We start from the raw sequence: 21,883 nt of genomic DNA on the forward strand, positions 1-21,883 counted from the left end.
GCTTTCCTTTAGCCTTCTGGCATGACTACTCCCCCCATTCGTTTGCTCATCCACGGCGCATCCGGTCGCATGGGCCAGGCGCTGCTGCGGCTGGCCGCCGAACGCGACGACCTGCAGGTCGTTGCCGCCATCACCCGTCGTTCGCCGGCCCAGCGCGTGGTCGAAGGCGTGCCGCATTTCGCCGCCAGCGAACTGCACGGCGCGCCCCGGTTCGACGTGGCCATCGACTTCAGCCTGCCGGAAGGTTTCGATCCGGTACTGGCGCTGTGCGTGGAGCGCGGGGCAGGGCTGGTCTCCGGTACTACCGGGATCAGCGAAAGCCAGCGCCAGGCGCTGATCGCGGCCGCCGCGAAGATCCCGCTGGTGTGGGCCTCCAACTTCTCGCTCGGCGTGGCCGTGCTGGATGAACTGGTCGAACGCGCCGCCGCCGCGCTGGCAGGCTGGGACTGCGACATCGTCGAATCCCACCATGTGCACAAGCAGGACGCGCCGTCGGGCACCGCGCTCACGCTGGGCGCCGCCGCGCAGAAGGGTGGGGCACAGCCGCATTACGCCAGCCTGCGCGCCGGTGACATCGTGGGCGAGCATCTGGTCCAGTTCACCGGGCTGGGCGAGCGCATCGAGCTGACCCACCGGGCCACCAACCGGGACATCTTCGCGCGGGGTGCGCTGTTTGCCGCCATTCAGCTGAATGGGCGGGCGCCGGGCAGCTACCGGGTCCGGGATCTGCTAGCCGGAGCGTAGGGACACGCCCTGCGTGTCCTGTGTGGTTCATCACGCATCGGCCCATCGTGAATACGCACAACCACTGGCGCCGGGGCGCCCTTCCCATTACAATTCCCGCTCGCCGAATCACGACAGCCGGACCGGTCCCGCACCGCAGTCCGCGCTTTTTTGCAACCGCTTTTCCGTGAAGCGTGGCGTGACTTCGGCACCCCCTCGGTAGCCAAAGTGAGATTCCCGTGACCCAAGCCGCAATCCTCGTCCTCGAAGACGGCACCGTATTCGAGGGCGAATCCGTAGGCGCGCCCGGCCTGTCCGTCGGTGAGGTGGTGTTCAACACCGCCATGACCGGTTACCAGGAAGTGCTGACTGATCCCTCCTACGCTCGGCAGATGGTCACGCTGACCTACCCGCATATCGGCAACACCGGCATGACCGACCAGGACGACGAGGCCCACAAGGTCTGGTCGGCCGGCCTGATCGTGCGCGACGTGCCGCGCCGTCCCAGCAACTGGCGCAGCCAGGTGTCGTTGCAGGACTGGCTGCTGCAGCGTGGCGTAGTCGCCATTTCCGGCATCGACACCCGCAAGCTGACCCGCATCCTGCGCGAGCGCGGCGCGCAGAACGGTGCCCTGATGGCCGGCGACGACATCAACGTGGACGTGGCGCTGGAAGCGGCGCGCAAGTTCCCGGGCCTGAAGGGCATGGACCTGGCCAAGGTGACCAGCACGGAGAAGGCCTACAGCTGGAACGAGGGCCAGCTCGACCTGGACTCCAACACGTTCGTCAGCGCTGCCCCGCAGTTCAAGGTGGTGGCCTATGACTTCGGCGCCAAGCTGAACATCCTGCGCATGCTGGCCGAGCGCGGCTGCGACATCACCGTGGTGCCGGCGCAGACCCCGGCCGCCGAGGTGCTGGCGATGAACCCGGACGGCGTGTTCCTGTCCAACGGCCCGGGCGACCCGGAACCGTGCGACTACGCCATCGAGGCGATCAAGGTGTTCCTGGACAAGCAGCTGCCGGTGTTCGGCATCTGCCTGGGCCACCAGTTGCTGGCGCTGGCCTCCGGTGCCAAGACCGTGAAGATGGGCCACGGCCATCACGGTGCCAACCACCCGGTGCAGGACCTGGACGACGGCCGCGTGATGATCACCTCGCAGAACCACGGTTTCGCGGTGGACGAAACGACCCTGCCGGCCACCCTGCGGGTGACCCACCGCTCGCTGTTCGACGGCACCAACCAGGGCATCGCGCGCACCGACGTGCCGGCGTTCTCGTTCCAGGGCCACCCCGAAGCCTCGCCGGGCCCGCACGACGTCAGCCCGCTGTTCGACCGCTTCATCGCCCTGATGGCGCAGGCCAAGGCCTGATTCGAGGCGCCGCCGCCTTCGGCGCGGCGCCGGAAGACCCCGACACGCTGTACTGACTTAGAGAAGACAATGCCCAAGCGCACTGACCTTAAGACCATCCTCATCATCGGTGCCGGCCCGATCGTCATCGGCCAGGCCTGCGAGTTCGATTACTCCGGCGCCCAGGCCTGCAAGGCCCTGCGTGACGAGGGGTATCGCGTGGTGCTGGTCAACAGCAACCCGGCCACGATCATGACCGACCCGGAGATGGCCGACGCCGTCTACATCGAGCCGATCAACTGGCAGACGGTCGAAAAGATCATCGCCAAGGAAAAGCCGGACGCGCTGCTGCCGACGATGGGCGGCCAGACTGCGCTGAACTGCGCGCTCGACCTTGCCGACAATGGCGTGCTGGAGAAGTACAACGTCGAACTGATCGGCGCCAAGCGCGACGCGATCCGCATGGCCGAAGACCGTGAGCTGTTCCGCGTGGCGATGGGCGAGATCGGCCTCGAGTGCCCGACCGCTGCGGTCGCGCACACGCTTGAAGAAGCGATCGAGATCCAGACCCGCGTCGGCTACCCGACCATCATCCGCCCCAGCTTCACCCTGGGCGGCAGCGGTGGCGGCATCGCCTACAACCGCGAAGAGCTGGTCGATATCGTGACCCGCGGCCTGGAACTGTCGCCGACCACCGAAGTGCTGGTGGAAGAGTCGGTGCTGGGCTGGAAGGAATTCGAAATGGAGGTGGTGCGCGACACCGCCGACAACTGCATCATCGTCTGCTCGATCGAGAACCTGGACCCGATGGGCGTGCACACCGGTGACTCGATCACCGTGGCCCCGGCCCAGACCCTGACCGACAAGGAATACCAGCGCCTGCGCGATGCCTCCATCGCGGTGCTGCGCAAGATAGGCGTGGACACCGGCGGCTCCAACGTCCAGTTCGGCATCAGCCCGACCACCGGCCGCGTGGTGGTGATCGAAATGAACCCGCGCGTGTCGCGTTCGTCGGCGCTGGCCTCCAAGGCCACCGGCTTCCCGATTGCCAAGGTCGCGGCCAAGCTGGCGGTGGGTTACACCCTGGACGAGTTGAAGAACGAAATCACCGGCGGCCTGACCCCGGCCTCGTTCGAGCCGTCGATCGACTACGTCGTGACCAAGATCCCGCGCTTCGCGTTCGAGAAGTTCCCGGCCGCCGACGCCCGCCTGACCACCCAGATGAAGTCGGTGGGCGAGGTGATGGCGATGGGCCGCACCTTCCAGGAATCGCTGCAGAAGGCCCTGCGTGGCCTGGAAACCGGCAAGATCGGGCTCGACCCGACCGGCCTGGACCTGGCCAGCGAAGACGACATCACCACCCTGAAGCGCGAACTCAAGGCCCCGGGCCCGGAGCGCCTGTTCTTCGTGGGCGATGCGTTCCGCGCGGGCTTCAGCGTGGAAGAGGTGTTCGCGCTGTCGCACATCGACCCGTGGTTCCTGGACCAGATCGAAGAGATCATCCAGGCCGAAACCCAGCTGGCCGCCGATGGCCTCGACGCGCTCGACGCCGCACGCCTGCGCAAGCTCAAGCGCGCTGGCTTCTCCGATGCACGCCTGGCCGAGCTGACCGGTACCAACGAAGCGGGCGTGCGCGCGCTGCGCCGTGCGCACAAGGTGCGTCCGGTCTACAAGCGCGTGGACTCGTGCGCGGCCGAGTTCGGTACCAGCACCGCCTACCTGTATTCGACCTACGAGGACGAATGCGAAGCGGCGCCGAGCAACCGCGACAAGATCATGATCCTGGGCGGCGGTCCGAACCGCATCGGCCAGGGCATCGAGTTCGACTACTGCTGCGTGCACGCGGCATTGGCGCTGCGCGACGATGGTTACGAAACCATCATGGTCAACTGCAACCCGGAAACCGTGTCGACCGACTACGACACCTCCGACCGCCTGTACTTCGAGCCGCTGACGCTGGAAGACGTGCTGGAGATCGTCGAGCTGGAACAGCCCAAGGGCGTGATCGTGCAGTACGGCGGCCAGACCCCGCTGAAGCTGGCGCGCGCGCTGGAAGCCAATGGCGTGCCGGTGATCGGCACCTCGCCGGATTCCATCGACCTGGCCGAAGACCGCGAGCGCTTCCAGCAGCTGGTCGACAAGCTGGGCCTGAAGCAGCCGCCGAACCGCATCGCCCGCAACGACCAGGAAGCGCTGCTGCTGGCCCGCGAGATCGGCTACCCGCTGGTGGTACGCCCGAGCTACGTCCTGGGCGGCCGCGCGATGGAAATCGTCTATGGTGAAGCCGACCTGGCGCGCTACGTGCGCGATGCGGTCAAGGTTTCCAACGATTCGCCGGTGCTGCTGGACCGCTTCCTGGACAACGCGGTGGAAGTGGACGTGGACATCATTGCCGACAAGGACGGCAACGTGCTGATCGGCGGCGTGATGGAGCACATCGAAGAAGCCGGCGTGCATTCGGGCGACTCGTCCTGCTCGCTGCCGCCGTACTCGCTGTCCGCTGAAACCCAGGCCGAACTGCGCCGCCAGGTGGTGGAACTGGCCAAGGCCCTGAACGTGGTCGGCCTGATGAACACCCAGTTCGCGATCCAGGCCGGCGACGACGGCCAGGACATCGTGTACCTGCTGGAAGTGAACCCGCGTGCCTCGCGCACCGTGCCGTTCGTGTCCAAGGCCACCGGCATGGCGCTGGCCAAGATCGCCGCACGCTGCATGGCCGGCAAGACCCTGGCCGAGCAGGGCGCGACCAAGGAGATCGTGCCGGACTACTACTCGGTCAAGGAAGCGATCTTCCCGTTCGCCAAGTTCCAGGGCGTTGACCCGATCCTCGGGCCGGAAATGCGCTCCACCGGTGAGGTAATGGGCGTGGGCCGCAGCTTCAGCGCCGCCTTCGCGCGTGCGCAGGAAGCCGGTGGCATCAAGGCACCGCCGCTGGGCAAGGCCTTCGTGTCGGTCCGCGACCCGGACAAGAAGCGCGTGCTGCCGGTGGCGCAGGCGCTGCTGGAGCGCGGCTACAGCCTGGTGGCCACCCGTGGCACCGCAGCATGGCTGCAGCAGCACGGCATGGACTGCGAGATCGTCAACAAGGTGGTTGAAGGTCGCCCGCACATCGTCGACTCGATCAAGAACGGCGAGATCGTGTATATCGTCAACACGACCGAAGGTCGCGCGGCGATCAACGACTCGTTCTCGATCCGTCGCGAAGCGCTGCAGCACCGCGTGACCTATTCGACCACCATTGCCGGCGCCAAGGCGCTGGTGCAATCCCTGGAATTCCGCAGTACCGGCCCGGTCTGGTCGCTGCAGGAGCTGCACAAGGAGTTGAACGCATGAGAGCACCGATCACCCTGAAGGGCGCGCAGCGTCTGCGCGACGAGCTGGACCACCTGAAGTCGGTCAAGCGCCCCAAGGTCATCGCGGCGATCGCCGAGGCGCGCGAGCACGGCGATCTCAAGGAGAACGCCGAGTACCACGCCGCGCGCGAAGAGCAGGGCTTCATCGAAGGCCGCATCAAGCAGCTGGAAGGTGAGCTCTCGCATGCCGAGATCATCGACATCAGCAAGCTCAATGCGGGCAGCAAGGTCGTGTTCGGCGCGAGCGTGACCCTGGCCGACGTGGATACCGACGAAGAGAAGCAGTACCAGATCGTCGGCGACCTCGAGGCGGACATCAAGCAGGGCCTGATCGCCATTTCCTCGCCGGTGGCGCGTGCGCTGATCGGCAAGAACGAAGGCGACAGCGTCACCATCGATGCGCCGGCCGGCCAGCGCGAGTACGAAATCGTCGCCGTGCAGTACGTGGCCTGACCGCCCATGGCCACGGCAACGTTGTTGCTGCCGGCACGCAGCCGGTTTCCCGCCGCATCGTTGCCCGATGACGTGGCCAAAGCGCTCGGCCGTGCCGAGCGCACCAGCGTCGACGCCGGCGAGCGTGCCCAGCTGCAGCGGCATTTCCAGCTGCAGCCGGCGCACTGGCCGGTGGCCGCGCTGACCCGCCAGCTCGACGTGGGCGATGCCCATGACGGGGTATGGCTTCGGGCCGATCCGGCCAATGTGGTGCCGGACATGCACGGCGCGCGGATGATGGGCCATGGCGACACGCTGCGGCTCGAGGCCAACGACGTGGCCGCGCTGTTGCCGGCGCTGCAACCGTTGTTTGCCGGTTACGGATTCACCCTGGACGCGCCGACCCCGTCGCGCTGGTACCTGCGCCTGCCGCCGGGCACCACGCTGCCGGCGTTTGCCGCGCCCGACGATGTACTGGGCGATGACCTGTTCGCCTTCCTGCCCGAGGGCGATGCAGGCCGCCGTTGGCGTGCGCTGCTGACCGAGGCCCAGGTGGTGCTGCACCAGCATCCATGGAATGCCCAGCGGGTTGCCGCGGGCAAGCGCGCGGTCAATTCGCTGTGGTTCTGGGGCGGTGGTGAGCTGCCTGAAGCGGTGCGCACCGCGCATGCCCAGGTGCGCAGCCGCGACGCGCTGCTGCAGGCGCTGGCCAAGGCGGCCGGCGTGCAGGCCGACGGCGACCAGCAGGTGGATGCATTGGTCGACCTGCGCCAGCTGCGTTCGCTGGAACAGCTGGGCAACGATGCGATCCGGCCGTTGTTGTCGGCCCTGCAGCGCGGTGAGTTGCGCCGGCTGGTGCTGGATTTCGAGGATGGCGCACGCTTTGAGCTGGACAAGGGCCAGCGCTGGCGCTTCTGGAAGAAGCCGGTGCAGCTGCACGACGCATGACTGCTTCCGATTCGCTCCAGATCCAGCGCCGCGCCATCCCGTCTGCCGGTGAATGGCCTGCTGAAATGCTGCCGCTTCTGCAGCGCCTGTACGCGGCGCGCGGTGTCACCGACGCCGCCCAAGCGCAGCCCAAGCTGGCGCAACTGCACGCCCCGGAGCTGATGGGCAGCATGCAGGCAGCGGTCGATCTGCTCGCCGAGGCCATCGCCAACAATGCCCGCATCCTGGTGGTGGGCGATTTCGATTGCGACGGCGCCACCGCATGCGCGGTCGGCGTGCGTGGCCTGCGCATGCTGGGCGCGCGCGATGTGGTGCATGCGGTACCCAACCGCATGCTGCACGGCTACGGGCTGTCGCCTTCCCTGGTGGCCGAACTGGCGCCGTTGAAGCCGGGGCTGCTGGTCACCGTCGACCACGGCATTGCCTGCCACGCTGGCGTCAATGCCGCCAAGGCGTTGGGCTGGAAGGTGCTGGTCACCGACCATCATCTGCCCGGCGAACAGCTGCCGCCGGCCGACGCCATCGTCGACCCGAACATCAACGGCGATGCGTTCCCGAGCAAGGCGCTCGCCGGGGTTGGCGTGATCTTCTACGTGCTGATGGCGCTGCGTCGTCAGCTCCGCCAGCAGAGCGCGTTTGCTGCCGGTGCAGAGCCCGACCTGTTGACCCTGCTGGACCTCGTCGCCGTAGGCACCGTGGCCGATCTGGTCGCACTGGACGCCAACAACCGGGCGTTGGTCAGCGCGGGCCTGCGCCGCCTGCGCGCCGGGCAGGGGTGCGTAGGCCTGCAGGCGCTGATCGAGGCGAGCGGTCGTGATGTGGAACGCCTCAGTGCCACCGACATCGGCTTCGCCATCGGCCCGCGCCTCAACGCGGCAGGCCGTCTGGAAGACATGGCACTCGGCATCGAGCTGTTGCTCACTGAAGACCGCACGCAGGCCCGCGAGATCGCCCAGACCCTTGAGCAGATCAACTCGGAACGTCGCGCCGTCCAGCAGTTGATGACCGACGACGCGGAGCTGGCCGTTGCACGCGCCGTATTGAGTGCCGAAGGCGAACGCCCAATCGCAGCCTGCCTGTTCGACGCCGAATGGCACCCCGGCGTGGTCGGTCTGGTGGCGTCGAAGATAAAGGACCGCCTGCACCGTCCGGTAATCGCCTTCGCACCGTCCGAACCGGGCAGCGATTCGCTGCGCGGCTCGGCCCGCTCCATCGCCGGTTTCCACATCCGTGACGCGCTGGCGCTGGTCAATGCCGCGCATCCGGGCCTGATCGAAAAGTTCGGTGGCCACGCCATGGCTGCCGGCCTGAGCCTGCCGCATGCGCGCCTGCAGGAGTTCCAGAAGGCGTTCGTAGCGGTTGTCGAATCCAGCATGGACCCGGCCGCATTGCAGCAGCTGCTGATGAGCGATGGCGAATTGGCGCCGACCGAACTGGACTTCCGTCACGCCGAAGCGCTGCGCCTGGCTGGCCCATGGGGGCAGGGCTTCCCGGAACCGCTGTTCGATGGCCACTTCCAGGTCGCCCGCTGGCAGGTGCTGAAGGAAAAGCACCTCAAGCTCAGCCTGCGCGTCCCCGGCCGCGCCGAACCGATCAACGCCATCCATTTCAGCGGCTGGCGCGGCAACGCCCCGGCCAACACCGTACACATCGCTTACCGCCTGGTCAGCGACGACTATCGCGGCGGCGGCGCCATCCAGCTCATCATCGAGCACTGCACCGACGCGTGATTGGGGATGGGCTGACTGCGATGGCGGATCCCGGACGTTAGGCTCGACGCGATGGCCAGACGGCCGACGCAGCGTGGGTGGCAGGATTCATGTCGCATGTTCGATGGATGTACGGTGTCGTGTCCGTCGCGGTTTGCGTTCTGCTGGTGTACGTCAGTGACAAATGGGCTGCTCCCGACAGAATTGATTCCTTCACCTACTGGTGTGGCGTTGCCACATTGGTGGCACTTGTCATCGCCGTTGGTGAGATTATTCATGCAGGAACGGCCACAAACGCAGTAAATCTGGCGCTTTCTGCCACTGCACGGCAGGAGGCGAGGACGCTGAGTGCCGAAGTCATTGCATTGGTTGACGAGGTCAGCGAAAGCATGCGCGCTGAGGACTACACTGCGGCGTTAAGGGCGGTGCAGATCGCGCGACGATTTGCCGCCCGCCTCGATTTCAAGCATGTGCTGCCGTTCGAAGGTAACGCCATCGCCGAGAAGCTGGGCGACGTGGAGCATGCTCTTCAAAGGGCACTGAACGACGACAGAGGGAAGCCAATGACCCGGGCCGGAAAGACTGAGCTGAATGATGTGTTGATGACCATCAAGCGCGCTGCCGAGAGGCTCGCAAATCTGGAGGGATGGGTCTGATGTTGCCGCCCAAAGTCCGGGATTTCATGGAGAAAGTCGTTTCAAAGACGGATGCCGGTGAACTGACATGGACCTTTACCTATGACAGGGATGCCATCACGACCAAGACTGACCAGTTCGAGATGACGGTCCGCCACCGACGCGCAACTGCTCAAGTCCCGGGCGGCTACCTCGTCTTTTACCGCAGCAGCATGGACCCCGAGGAATTCCGGTTCTTTGCCAGCTATGAGGCCGAGCAGGATTGCGCGCTTCTGCAGCAGGTATTCGATGGTGTGCAGGCGTGTTCGGCGCATTTCCCGTTCTAGGCCGGGTGGCCCCGCGGCTGGCGCGGCTCTCAGGTCGGTGACTTGACGCCTTTGTCCTTCAACCCCATTCCCACTCCCCATGCGTTGAACCTCCCGTCATCGGATCTGGAGCGTCACATGGACAGCATGCTGCGGAACATCGGGCTGGGGTTGTTGCTTTGGGCGGGGGTAGGGGCAGGCATGCAAACGGCGGCGGCGCAGCAGGTTGCCGCGCCGGTGTTGAAGGTCGCCGGGGCCGAGCAGCCGGTTCGGCTGGAGCAGGCCCGCATCGACAGCCACGTGGCCGGAGGATTGGGCGAAACCCGGATCGAGCTGGTGTTCCGCAACCCCAATCGCCGCGTCCTGGAAGGATCGCTGGAGTTTCCCTTGGCCGAAGGCCAGCAGGTGACCGGTTTCGCATTGGATATCGACGGTGTGCTGCGCGACGCGGTGCCGGTGCCCAAGGCGCAGGGTCGCCAGGTGTTCGAGGCCATTGAGCGGCGCGGGGTCGATCCGGGCCTGCTTGAACAGACGGCCGGTAACCAGTTCCGGCTACGCATCTACCCGATTCCGGCGATGGGCACGCGGCGGGTGGCGATCACTGTGCGCGAAGCGCTGCCGGTGGAAGCGCAGGGCCTGCGCTGGACCCTGCCGCTGCAGTTTGCGCGGCAGGCGCAGTCGGTGCAGCTGAGCCTTGATGCCGTGGGTAATGGCGTGCCGGTGGCCAACGGGAAGTCGCCGCTGGTGCTAGCCCCGCGCGACGGCGCGTGGCGGAGCCGCTGGCAGGGTTCCGGCATGGCATTGCCCGCACAACTGGGCTGGATCTTGCCGCTGCCGCGCGGGGTCGATGCGGTGCGCGGCCGCTTCGATGGCGGGCAGTACCTGATGGTGCAGGTGCCGGTTCCGGTGGAGGCGCGTGCACGCACGCTGCCGCGCCGGGTGGGACTGCTGTGGGACGCCTCGGGTTCGGCACGCAACCGCGACACCGCTGCGGAACTGGCGGTGCTGGATAGGTACTTCCGCGCCATTGGCAACGGCGAGGTGCAGCTGACCGTCCTGCGCGACCGTGCCGAGCCGAGCCGCCGCTTCGCGATCCGCCAGGGCGACTGGATCGCATTGCGTCGCCACCTGGAGGCATTGCCGCGGGACGGCGCCAGCGCCTTGGGCGACTGGACGCCCCAGCCCGACGTGGACGAGTACCTGCTGGTGAGCGACGGGCTGGCCAACTACGGCAAGCGCGACCAGCCCGTGCTGGGTGCGCAGCAGCGCCTGTACGCCCTGAGCGGCGCCGGCGCGCGCACCGACAGCGACCGCCTGCGCGTCTGGACCCGCGCCGGACGGGGCCAGCTGCTGGTGATGGACGGGGCCGGCGACGTGGAGGCCGCCGCCGCGCGCCTGCTGCGCGACAACCCGGCGGATGTGATGGCCGACGGCGAAGGACTGGCAGACCTGCTGATCGACCCGGAGCGTGCCGACCACGGTTGGGTGCGGGTGCTTGGGCGGGTGCAGCGTGCGGATGCGGTGCTGCGGCTGCAGGTACCGGACGAAAACGGCGCGCGACGCACCGTGACAGTGCGGCTGGCCGATGTCGGCGACATCGGTGGCGAACTGGTCGCCCATGCCTGGGCCGATGCCCAGCGTCGGGCGCTGGCCGGCGATCCGGGCGCGAACCGCGCGGCGATCCAGGCGCTGTCGCAGCGCTTCGGACTGGTCGGCCCCGATACCTCCCTGCTGGTACTCGAAACCTTGGACGATTACCTTCGGTACGGCATCCGCCCGGCCGGCCCGCTGCAGCAGGCGTATGACCGCCAGCACGCGGTCACCCTGGCCGACGATGCCGCCGCCCGTCGCCAGCGACTGGACACGCTGGCGGCGCAGTTCGCCCAGCGCGAGGCATGGTGGAACCGCTCCTGGCCCAAGGGCGCGCCGCCGGTCGCCCCACCGGCCAAGGCGATGTCCGCGCCGATGGCGATGGCACCGCCCGCGCCGCCTGCGCCTGCCGCACCGATGATGATGGCGGCGGAGCGCGCGCAGCGCCGAGAGGAAGCCGCGCGCTCGACCTCGCTGGACAGGATCGTGGTCACTGGTGCCCGCCTGCCGGCCGACGCCGAGTCCGCCGCTGACGCTGACGCCTACACCGCCGGTGACCCCGCCAACCGCGGCGCGCTGAAAATCAGCGTCGCTGCGTGGGCGCCTGATTCGGCCTACGCCCGTCGCCTGCGCGCGGCGCGTCCGGACGCGGTCTATGCGCTGTACCTGCAGGAGCGCGACGACCACGCCGACAGCAGCGCGTTCTACCTGGACGTGGCCGACATCCTGCTGGCCCACGGCCAACGCGACCTGGCCCTGCGGGTGCTGTCCAACCTGGCCGAGATGCAGCTGGAGAACCGCCACGTATTGCGCGTGCTGGGCTACCGGTTGATGCAGGCCAAGGCGCCGGCGTTGGCCGTGCCCGTGTTCCGGGATGTGCTGGCGCTCGGTGAGGAAGAGCCGCAGAGCTTCCGCGACCTGGCCCTGGCACTGGAAGCCAACAACCAGCCGGCGGAGGCACTGGCGGCGTTCAACGAGGTGGTGGTGCGGCCGTGGGATGCGCGCTTCGACGGCATCTCACTGATCGCGCTGGACGAGCTGACCACGCTGGTCGCGCGTACAGGAGTAGACGCCAGTGCCGTTGACCCGCGCCTGCGCCGGGCAATGCCGCTGGACCTGCGCGTGGTGCTGAGCTGGGACAGCGACAACAGCGACATGGACCTGTGGGTGACCGACCCGAATGGTGAACGCGCCTATTACGGCAACCAGCTGACGTACCAGGGCGGCCAGATGTCGCGCGACTTCACCGGCGGCTACGGGCCGGAACAGTTCTCGCTGCGCCAGGCCAAGCCGGGCACGTACAGGGTGGAGGCCAATTACTTCGGCAGCCGCGAGCAGCTGGTGACCGGCGCGACCACGTTGACCCTGCGGCTCAGCACCCATTGGGGCAGCCGGCGCCAGCAGGACCAGTACGTGACCCTGCGTTTGAAGGAAAATTCCGAAACCGTACTGGTAGGTGAATTCGAGGTCCGCTGACCCTTGAACATGAACGGGGCTTGGGACGCTATAATTCCCGGTCTTGTCCCAAGCCTTCATTACCGCCGATATGATCGAGCTCAATCCCGTGCGCCAGCGAATCACCGATCTGACCGATCGCGTGGTCTCGCTCAGGGGGTATCTTTGACTACGACGCCAAGAAAGAGCGTCTGGAAGAAGTAACCCGGGAACTGGAAAATCCCGATATCTGGAACAACGCCGAGTACGCCCAGAACCTGGGCCGCGAGCGTTCCATGCTCGACAAGACGGTCGGCGGCATCGCCACCATCCTGGACGGGCTGACCGAATCCAGCGAACTGCTGGAGCTGGCTGAAAGCGAGCAGGACGAAGACACCGCGCTGGCCGTGGTCGCCGACCTGGACAAGTACCAGAAGCACGTGGAACAGCTGGAATTCCAGCGCATGTTCTCCGGCGAGATGGACAGCGCCGCCGCCTTCGTCGACATCCAGGCCGGTGCCGGTGGTACCGAAGCCCAGGACTGGGCCGAAATCCTGCTGCGCATGTACCTGCGCTGGTGCGAATCGCGTGGCTGGAAGACCGAGCTGATGGAAGTGTCCGGTGGCGATGTCGCCGGGATCAAGTCGGCCACGCTGCGCGTGGAAGGCGATTACGCCTATGGCTGGCTGAAGACCGAAACCGGCGTGCACCGCCTGGTGCGAAAGTCGCCGTTCGATTCGGACAACCGCCGCCACACCAGTTTCACCTCGGTGTTCGTGTCGCCGGAAATCGACGACAACATCGACATCACCATCAACCCGGCCGACCTGCGTACCGACGTGTACCGTTCGTCCGGCGCCGGTGGCCAGCACGTCAACAAGACCGAGTCGGCGGTGCGCATCACCCACATCCCGACCAACATCGTGGTGGCGTGCCAGACCGGCCGCAGCCAGCACCAGAACCGCGACAACGCGATGAAGATGCTGGCCGCCAAGCTCTACGAGCTGGAAATCCAGAAGCGCAACGCGGAAAAGGACGCCGTGGAAGCGACCAAGTCCGACATCGGCTGGGGCAGCCAGATCCGCAACTACGTGCTCGACCAGAGCCGTATCAAGGACCTGCGCACCGGCATCGAGCGTTCGGACACGCAGAAGGTGCTCGACGGCGACCTCGACGAATTCGTCGAAGCCAGCCTGAAGTCGGGCCTGGAAGTCGGTTCCAAACGCCTCGACGCCTGACCGTCGGGCCGCCACGTGCGGCCCGATGCTGCTTCACCTCCCCACTGTCCAATTCCCCAAGACACAGACCCACGCCATGAACGATCAGACCGCCGCGCCGCAGACCCCCGTCGACGAGAACAGCCTCATCGCCGAGCGCCGCGCGAAACTGACCGCGCTGCGCGGGCAGGGCATCGCCTACCCGAACGACTTCCGTCGCGAAGACTTCTCCGGCAGCCTGCAGGCCGAATTCGCCGATGCCGAACAGTGGACCGCCGAAGCGCTGGAAGCCACCGACCGTACGGTGAAGATGGCCGGCCGCCTGATGGCCAAGCGGGTGATGGGCAAGGCCAGCTTCGCCCAGATCCAGGACGAGTCCGGCCGCATCCAGCTGTTCCTGCAGGGCAATACCCTGGGCGATGCCTACACCGCCTTCAAGGGCTGGGACGTGGGCGACATCATCGCGGTGGAAGGCGGGCTGACCCGCACCAAGACCGGCGAGCTGTCGGTCAAGGCGACCAGCATCCGCCTGCTGACCAAGTCGCTGCGCCCGCTGCCGGACAAGTGGCATGGCCTGGCCGACGTGGAGCAGCGCTACCGCCAGCGCTACGTCGACCTGATCGTGACCCCGGAGTCGCGCGAGGTGTTCATCAAGCGCTCGCGGATCATCCGCGCCATGCGCGCCTGGCTGGACAACCGCGACTTCCTCGAAGTCGAAACGCCGATGATGCATTACATCCCCGGCGGCGCCACGGCCAAGCCGTTCACCACCCACCACAACGCGCTGGACCTGGACCTGTACCTGCGCGTGGCCCCGGAGCTGTACCTCAAGCGCCTGGTCGTGGGTGGGCTGGAGCGGGTGTACGAGATCAACCGTAACTTCCGCAACGAAGGCGTCAGCACCCGGCACAACCCGGAATTCACCATGATGGAGCTGTACGAGGCCTACGCCACGTACACCGAAGTGATGGACCTGACCGAAGGCGTGATCCGTGACGTGGCCAGCAAGGTGCTGGGCACCACCACCGTGGAGTGGGACGGCGCCACCATCGACCTGGCCCCGGCGTTCCGCCGCTGGCGCATGGACGAGGCGGTGCGCCACCACAACCCGGAGATCAGCCTGGCCGACTGCACCGACCGCGAGGCGCTGCTGCGCCATTGCGAGCGCCTGAAGATCCGGGTCAAGCCGTCCTACGGCTGGGGCAAGCTGCTGCTGGAGATCTTCGAAGCCACCGTCGAGCACACCCTGGTGCAGCCGACCTTCATCACCGACCACCCGGTCGAGGTCTCGCCGCTGGCCCGCGCCAACGACGACCAGCCGGGCTACACCGACCGCTTCGAGCTGTTCATCAATGGCAAGGAGCTGGCCAACGGCTTCTCCGAGCTGAACGACCCGGAAGACCAGGCGGCCCGCTTCCAGGCCCAGGTCACGGCCAAGGAGGGTGGCGACGACGAGGCCATGCATTACGACGCCGATTACATCCGTGCGCTGGAGTACGGTATGGCCCCGACCGGCGGCCTGGGCATCGGCATCGACCGGCTGGTGATGCTGCTGACCGGCAGCAGCTCGATCCGCGACGTGCTCCTGTTCCCCTACATGCGCCCCGAAAACTGAGACGCAGGTCCGGTTCGACCCGCCGGGGCATCCCGGCGGGGTTCCGCTGGGATGGCCGTCCGAGTATGGTTTCTGCGTAGCCCATTGAGGCGCCTTATGGGCGCCAGCTACGGATCATGAGCACTGGACGGCCCCCTGCGTGACGCACGCATCACGGCACGCCCAAGATCATGAATGGGGGAATCATGACCGGAGGTGGGTCCCATGCAAGGTGCCGGCGTACAAAGCAGCGGAGTATCGTCTTCGCAACACGTTCCAGTGTGGTCCAGGAAGACAACGGAAGCAGCCTTGAATATTGTCATCGTTGACGATCAGACGTCTGCGCGCACCATGCTGCGTCATGTCATCGAGGACATCGCGCCGGAACTGAGCGTGCATGACTTCGGCGACCCGCTCACGGCGTTGGCCTGGTGCGAATCGCACGGGGTCGACCTGCTGCTGCTCGACTACCGCATGCCGGAAATGGACGGACTGGAGTTTGCGCGCCGCTTCCGCCGCCTGCCCAAGCACCGCGATATTCCGGTGATCCTGATTACCGTGGTCGGCGACGAGCCGATCCGCCAGGCCGCGCTGGAAGCCGGGGTGATCGATTTTCTGGTCAAGCCGATCCGTCCGCGCGAACTGCGCGCGCGCTGCTACAACCTGCTGCAGCTGCGCCAGCAGTCCGAGAATGTGAAGCAACGCGCGTTGTCGCTGGAGCAGCGGCTGCTGGCCAGCATGCACGAGGTGGAGGAGCGTGAGCGCGAGACGCTGTCGCGGCTGGCCCGTGCGATCGAGTTCCGTGATGCCGGTACCAGCGCCTATCTGGAGCGCATGGCGCACGTGGCCGGGCTGATCGCCGAACAGCTGGGGCTGCCGGAAGAGGAGGTCAAGCTGATCGAGGCGGCCGCGCCGCTGCACGACATGGGCAAGATCGCCATTCCCGATGCGGTGCTGGTCAAGCAGGGCAAGCTCGACGACGAGGAGCTGGCGATCATGCGCCGGCACCCGCGCATCGGCTACGAGCTGCTCAGTGGCAGCCAGAACCGCTTCATCCAGGTGGGTGCGCTGATCGCACTGCGCCACCATGAACGCTACGACGGCAGCGGTTATCCCGATGGCCTGCGCGGCGACGCGATCCCGCTTGAAGCGCGGATCGTAGCGGTGGCCGACGTGTTCGACGCGCTGATTTCGCCCCGGCCTTACAAAGAAGCCTGGACGATGGAAGCCACCCTGGCCTATCTGTATGCACAGCGTGGTCGCCTGTTCGACCCGCGCTGCGTGGACGCCCTGCTGCGTGGCCGGCAGCAACTCGACGATATCTGCGCGCAGCACTCCACTGCGTCCGCACGCCCGGGGATGTGAGGTGCAGAGCATGTTTCACACCCTGAAGCAGCGGCTGGGCAACCGGCCCGACACCGAGCACGGCCAGGCCATCGTACGCATGGTGCTGATTGTGCTGATCCTGGGCTACGTGCTGCTTCCGGGTCCACGCCACGACCTGCCGCACCATCAGTACCAGGTGGTGCTGGGCATCGTGCTGACCGGCCTGACCCTGTCGGTGATGTTGTTCGCGTGGCTGCTGGCGCGGCCCGGGCGTTCGGACCCGCGCCGGGTGGCTGGCATGCTGGCCGACTATGGGCTGATCGCGGCCGGCATGGTGCAGATGGGCGAGCCGCTGGCCTGGGTCTACATCGTGGTGATGTGGGTAACCGTCGGCAACGGCATGCGGTTCGGCAACAAGTACCTGTACACCGCCGTTGGCATGGCACTGGTCAGTTTCGGGGTGACCGTGCTGGTCACCGACTACTGGCAGGCCAATGCACGGCTCGGCTTCGGCCTGTGGCTGGGCCTGGCGGCGGTGCCGCTGTACTTCGCCACGCTGCTGCGCCAGCTGACCCACGCCATGGACGAGGCGCGTCGCGCCAGTGAAGCCAAGAGCCGCTTCCTGGCCAACATGAGCCATGAGTTCCGCACCCCGCTGAATGGTTTGTCCGGCATGACCGAGGTGCTGGCCACCACGACGCTGGATGAAGAGCAGCGTGAGTGCGTCAACACCATCCAGGCGTCCTCGCGCAGCCTGCTGGCGCTGGTGGAGGAGGTGCTGGACATCTCCGCGATCGAGGCCGGCAAGCTGCGCGTGGTCGCCGAAGATTTCTCGCTGGATGACGTGATCCAGTCGATCGGCTTGATCCTGATGCCGCAGGCCAAGGTCAAGCGCCTCGACTACCAGGTCAAGGTGGCCGCAGGCGTGCCCAAGCTGCTGCGTGGCGACCTCGGCCACCTGCGCCAGATCCTGCTCAACCTGGCCGGCAACGCGGTCAAGTTCACCGAGCACGGCCGCATCGAGATCCGCGTGTCGCAGCTGCGCGAAGAGAACGAAGGCCAGGTGCGGCTGCGCTTCGACATCCTCGACACCGGCATCGGCGTGGTGCCGGACATGCGTGCGCGCCTGTTCCAGGCCTTCGAGCAGGCCGATGTGAGCCTGGGTCGCCGCCACGAGGGCAGCGGGCTGGGCACCTCGATTTCGCGCGGGCTGGTGGAGGCCATGGGCGGGCAGATCGGCTATGCCGAGAATCCGCCGCAGGGCAGCTGCTTCTGGTTCGAACTGCCGTTCGCGCTGCCGCCGGTGGTGGCGGGCGAGTACACCCCGGCCGTGGTCGGGGAGGGCAGTGCCACCGCGCCGGACAACGTGATCGCCTTCGCCGACCCGTTCCTGCGCCATCGCGCCCGGGTGCGCAGCATGAAAGTGCTGGTGGCCGACGACCACCAGGCCAACCGGCTGGTGCTGCAGCGCCTGCTGCAGAAGGCCGGGCACAAGGTGGTGTGCGTCAACGGCGGCGAAGCGGTGCTCGATGCCATGGCCGAGAGCGACTACGACGTGGCCATCGTCGACCTGCACATGCCCGGCATGAGCGGGCTGGACATGCTCAAGGAACTGCGCGTGCTGCAGGCCGGTGGCGCCCCGCGCACGCCGGTGCTGGTGCTCAGCGCCGACGTCACGCCCGAATCCATCCAGCAGTGCACCCAGGCCGGTGCGCACACCTTCTTCGGCAAGCCGGTGGTGCCGGTGCGCCTGCTCGACACGCTCGCTGAAATTGCGGCCAACGACGGCCTCAAGGCGCGCACGGCCGTGGTCCAGTCGGCGCCGGTCGCAGTGGGCGTGCTCGATACCGGTGTGCTCGACGAGCTGGCGGCGCTGGGCATGGGCGAAGGCTTCGAGCAGGAGTTCATCCGCCAGTGCCTGGCCGACGCCACGCAGTGCGTGGGCGGGGCCATGGAAGCCGGCGAACGCGGCGACTGGGTGCTGCTTCGCGAGCAGGCCCACGCCATCAAGGGCGTGGCCAGCAACCTGGGCCTGGTGCGGGTGGCGTACCGTGCCGGCGAGGTCATGCACATGGCCGACTGGCAGCTCAAGAGCGAATGGCGCGAGCGGATGACACTGATCCGTACGGCGGTGAAGGAAGGCCGGCAGGCGCTGGAAGAACGCCGGCGCCCCGGTGCCGCATCCAGCGACGACGGCGGCATCGACATGCGCTGACGCGCGTGCCGATGGATGGAAAAAAGCCCGGTTTCCACCGGGCTTTTTTACCGAACCCCCTTGCCGGCAGCAGCGCCGTTACGCGGCATCGAACTGCGCACGACGGGTCTGCGCCTTGATCAAACGGTCCATGGTACGCAGCGACTTGTCTTCCAGGGCCAGGGCCGAATCGACCCAGATCTTGGTGATTTCAAGCAGCTCGTCATAGCCCACCGCCTGGGCCAGGTTGCGCGCGGCGTTCATGGCCAGGTAGCTGCGCGGGGTGCGCTGCTGCTGGCGGATCAGGTCTTCGGCGGCCTTCACGCCCTGGCCCTTGGGCACCAGGATGTCGACCACGCCCATGGCGAACATTTCTTCGGACGAGTAGACCCGGCCTTCGAGGATGATCTTCTCGGCCAGCTGCGGGGCCACGCGGCGGCACAGGAACGAGTAGGCGCCCATGCCCGGGAAAAGCCCGAACAGCACTTCAGGCAGGCCCATGCCGCAGCCTTCCTCGGCAATGATGGTGTGGCAGGCCAAGGCCATTTCCAGGCCACCGCCCAGCGCGTCGCCCTGGATCAGGGCGATCGAGCGGACGTCGCCGCCGAAGCCGGTGTGCAGGTGGTGCACGCCTTCCACGCAGCGCTGGGCATAGGCCAGCAGGCGGTCGCGGTTGCCTTCACGGATCAGCTGGGCGAACAGGGCCAGGTCGCCGCCCAGGTTGTAGGCGGTGGCGTCGGAGGCCAGCACGAAGTGGCGCAGGCGGCCGCTGTTGCGTTCGGCCGGGGACAGGGTGATCTGGCTCATCACGCTCCACATTTCGTCCAGCATGTCCTTGCGGCAGCAGGGACGGATGCCGGTAGCGGCGTCGGCGTGCATGAACAACCAGTGGGCGGCGTTGTCGCCGGTGGTTTCGGTGCGGATGGTCGCGTAGCCGCGGGCATAGGGGAGCTTTTCGATGGAATGCATGGTGATCACCTCGGCGGGTTGGCCTGCTGGGAGGACGGTGGGCGGCAGGCCGGACGGGTCCACACGCCGCGATCCTACACCGGCGGTGGGGGCTGGAATGCATAAAGCCGGCGGGTGTTCCGCCGGCGCGATGAAGAATGGGTGAAAGCTCCATACGCGTTGTGCGGCGGAGGTATTGCAGGAGGCCAGCGCCAGTTCGCGGGAAGATCGGCCTCGCTGGGCGCGGCGCAGAACGGGCAGATTCGTTCCAGTCCGAACAGATGCTCCAAAACGCAGAACGCCCGCGGGTTGTGCTCGCGGGCGTTCGGGTGTTGCGTGCTGCCGGTGGTTACGCCGCCGGGGCGTCGCGCAGCTCGCGGCGCAGGATCTTGCCGACGTTGGTCTTCGGCAGTTCCTTGCGGAACTCGACGATCTTCGGGTGCTTGTAGCCGGTCAGGTTGGCGCGGGCGTGTTCCTTGACCATTTCGGCGGTCAGGTTCGGGTCCTTCTTGACGATCACGACCTTGACGATTTCGCCGGACTTTTCGTCGGGCACGCCCACTGCAGCCACTTCCAGCACGCCGGGCATCATCGCGATCACGTCTTCGACCTCGTTCGGGTACACGTTGAAGCCGGACACCAGGATCATGTCCTTCTTGCGGTCGACGATGTAGAAGAAGCCGTTCTCGTCCATGCGCGCCATGTCGCCGGTGTGCAGCCAGCCGTCGGCGTCGATCGCCTTGGCGGTGTCTTCCGGACGCTGCCAGTAACCCTTCATCACCTGCGGGCCACGGATGCACAGTTCGCCGACGTCGCCGGCAGCCATGGTGACGCCGTTGTCGTCTTTCACGCAGGCGTCGGTGGACGGAATCGGCAGGCCGATCGCGCCGTTGTACTCGGCCAGGTTGAGCGGGTTGATGCAGGCGGCCGGCGAGGTTTCGGTCAGGCCGTAGGCTTCGACCAGGGTGACGCCGGTGGTCTTCTTCCAGCGCTCTGCGACCGAACGCTGCACGGCCATGCCGCCGCCCAGGGTGACCTTCAGCGAGGAGAAGTCGATCTCGTCGAAGCCGGGGGTGTTGAGCAGGCCGTTGAACAGCGTGTTGACGCCGGTGATGGCGGTGAAGCGGGTCGACTTGAGCTCCTTGACGAAGCCCTTCATGTCGCGCGGGTTGGTGATCAGGTGGTTGCAGCCACCGAACTTCATGAAGACCAGCCCGTTCGCGGTCAATGCGAAGATGTGGTACAGCGGCAGGGCGGTGATGATCCACTCCTTGCCCATTTCAATGCCCGACGCGGAGATCCACGCCGAGGCCTGCTGCATGTTGGCCACCAGGTTGCGGTTGGTCAGCATGGCGCCCTTGGCCACGCCGGTGGTGCCGCCGGTGTACTGCAGGAAGGCCACGTCGTCGTGGTCCAGCTCCACCTTCGGCAGGGTGTGCTTGCTGCCCAGCTTCAGCGCCTGGTTGAAGCGGATCGCGCCGCGCAGGCTGTAGTTGGGCACCATCTTCTTGATGTACTTCAGCACGAAGTTCACCAGCACGCCCTTCGCGCCGAGCATGTCGCCCAGGCCGGTGGTGATGACCTGCTTGACCTGGGTCTCGGCGATGACCTGCTGCACGGTGTCGCCGAAGTTGTCCACGACCACGAGTACGGAAGCACCGGAATCGACCAGCTGGTGCTTCAGTTCGCGCGCGGTGTACAGCGGGTTGACGTTGACCACGGTCAGGCCGGCGCGCAGCACGCCGAAGGTGGCGACCGGGTACTGCAGGCAGTTGGGCATCATCAGGGCGACGCGGTCGCCCTTCTTGAGCTTCAGCTCGCCCAGCAGGTAGGCGGCGAATTTTTCGACCAGGGCGTCGGTTTCACCATAGGTGAGGACCTTGCCGAAGCTGGAGTAGGCGGGACGGTCGCGGAACCTGGCCACGGACGTATCGAAAACGGCCGACACCGAATGGAACTCATTGACGTCGATTTCGGCGGGTACGCCGTTGGGATAGCTCTTCAGCCAGGGACGTTCCAGACTCATTATTCCCCCTCCAGGAAACGTGGATGTTGTGATGCTGACGGACAGTATCCGTCGATTCGGTCCCCGGCAGCATACCGGTCCGAATGGAAAACGCGAAGGC

Annotated in this window: 15 protein-coding genes; 13 read left to right on the plus strand and 2 right to left on the minus strand. The window is 66.6% G+C overall.

The window, feature by feature from the left end:
- Positions 1 to 21: 21 nt before the first annotated feature.
- The 13 genes from dapB (at position 22) to PDM28_RS08490 (ending at position 18,830) form a co-directional block, all read left to right on the plus strand.
- The gene (gene dapB, locus PDM28_RS08430) at positions 22 to 744 is read left to right on the plus strand and encodes a 4-hydroxy-tetrahydrodipicolinate reductase (protein WP_102945542.1); all 723 of its coding nucleotides are present in this window, start codon (positions 22 to 24) and stop codon (positions 742 to 744) included.
- Between the two features lie 218 nt (positions 745 to 962).
- Positions 963 to 2,093, plus strand: a complete 1,131-nt coding sequence (gene carA, locus PDM28_RS08435; RefSeq protein ID WP_311184446.1) for a glutamine-hydrolyzing carbamoyl-phosphate synthase small subunit — start codon at positions 963 to 965, stop codon at positions 2,091 to 2,093.
- 69 nt (positions 2,094 to 2,162) lie between these two features.
- Positions 2,163 to 5,405, plus strand: coding sequence for a carbamoyl-phosphate synthase large subunit (gene carB, locus PDM28_RS08440; protein WP_311184447.1), 3,243 nt, complete (start codon positions 2,163 to 2,165; stop codon positions 5,403 to 5,405).
- A complete protein-coding gene (gene greA, locus PDM28_RS08445) occupies positions 5,402 to 5,878 on the plus strand; it encodes a transcription elongation factor GreA (protein ID WP_311184448.1) in 477 nt (158 codons plus the stop codon). Before carB ends, greA begins: the two co-directional genes overlap by 4 nt.
- Positions 5,879 to 5,884: 6 nt before the next feature.
- On the plus strand, positions 5,885 to 6,805 hold the full coding sequence (locus PDM28_RS08450) for a phosphoglycerate mutase (RefSeq protein WP_311184449.1): 921 nt from the start codon (positions 5,885 to 5,887) through the stop codon (positions 6,803 to 6,805).
- On the plus strand, positions 6,802 to 8,535 hold the full coding sequence (gene recJ, locus PDM28_RS08455; RefSeq protein ID WP_311184450.1) for a single-stranded-DNA-specific exonuclease RecJ: 1,734 nt from the start codon (positions 6,802 to 6,804) through the stop codon (positions 8,533 to 8,535). Before PDM28_RS08450 ends, recJ begins: the two co-directional genes overlap by 4 nt.
- An 89-nt stretch (positions 8,536 to 8,624) precedes the next feature.
- Entirely contained in the window at positions 8,625 to 9,170 is a 546-nt protein-coding gene (locus tag PDM28_RS08460; protein WP_146033442.1) for a hypothetical protein, read from the plus strand.
- Complete coding sequence (locus PDM28_RS08465) at positions 9,170 to 9,475, plus strand: hypothetical protein (RefSeq protein WP_146033441.1); 306 nt, start codon at positions 9,170 to 9,172, stop codon at positions 9,473 to 9,475. Before PDM28_RS08460 ends, PDM28_RS08465 begins: the two co-directional genes overlap by 1 nt.
- A gap of 117 nt (positions 9,476 to 9,592) precedes the next feature.
- Complete coding sequence (locus PDM28_RS08470) at positions 9,593 to 12,520, plus strand: VIT domain-containing protein (RefSeq protein WP_425507648.1); 2,928 nt, start codon at positions 9,593 to 9,595, stop codon at positions 12,518 to 12,520.
- 70 nt (positions 12,521 to 12,590) lie between these two features.
- Positions 12,591 to 13,716 (plus strand): peptide chain release factor 2 gene (prfB, locus tag PDM28_RS08475; RefSeq protein WP_102945533.1). Its coding sequence is split into 2 segments (ribosomal slippage): positions 12,591 to 12,665 and positions 12,667 to 13,716, totalling 1,125 coding nucleotides; the frame shifts between segments, so codons are not numbered across the junction.
- A 76-nt stretch (positions 13,717 to 13,792) separates the two neighbouring features.
- Complete coding sequence (gene lysS / locus PDM28_RS08480) at positions 13,793 to 15,310, plus strand: lysine--tRNA ligase (protein WP_311184451.1); 1,518 nt, start codon at positions 13,793 to 13,795, stop codon at positions 15,308 to 15,310.
- A gap of 204 nt (positions 15,311 to 15,514) precedes the next feature.
- Positions 15,515 to 16,654, plus strand: a complete 1,140-nt coding sequence (gene rpfG, locus PDM28_RS08485) for a cyclic di-GMP phosphodiesterase response regulator RpfG (protein ID WP_311184452.1) — start codon at positions 15,515 to 15,517, stop codon at positions 16,652 to 16,654.
- Positions 16,655 to 16,664: 10 nt separating this feature from the next.
- Complete coding sequence (locus PDM28_RS08490) at positions 16,665 to 18,830, plus strand: ATP-binding protein (RefSeq protein ID WP_311184453.1); 2,166 nt, start codon at positions 16,665 to 16,667, stop codon at positions 18,828 to 18,830.
- A gap of 78 nt (positions 18,831 to 18,908) precedes the next feature.
- On the opposite strand, the gene PDM28_RS08495 is transcribed toward PDM28_RS08490, so the two are convergent.
- Complete coding sequence (locus tag PDM28_RS08495; protein WP_070206802.1) at positions 18,909 to 19,778, minus strand: crotonase/enoyl-CoA hydratase family protein; 870 nt, start codon at positions 19,776 to 19,778, stop codon at positions 18,909 to 18,911.
- Between the two features lie 328 nt (positions 19,779 to 20,106).
- A complete protein-coding gene (locus PDM28_RS08500) occupies positions 20,107 to 21,783 on the minus strand; it encodes a long-chain fatty acid--CoA ligase (RefSeq protein WP_311184454.1) in 1,677 nt (558 codons plus the stop codon).
- Positions 21,784 to 21,883: the final 100 nt, after the last annotated feature.

The organism is Stenotrophomonas aracearum (genome assembly GCF_031834615.1).
GTDB classification, from domain to species: Bacteria; Pseudomonadota; Gammaproteobacteria; order Xanthomonadales; family Xanthomonadaceae; genus Stenotrophomonas; species Stenotrophomonas aracearum.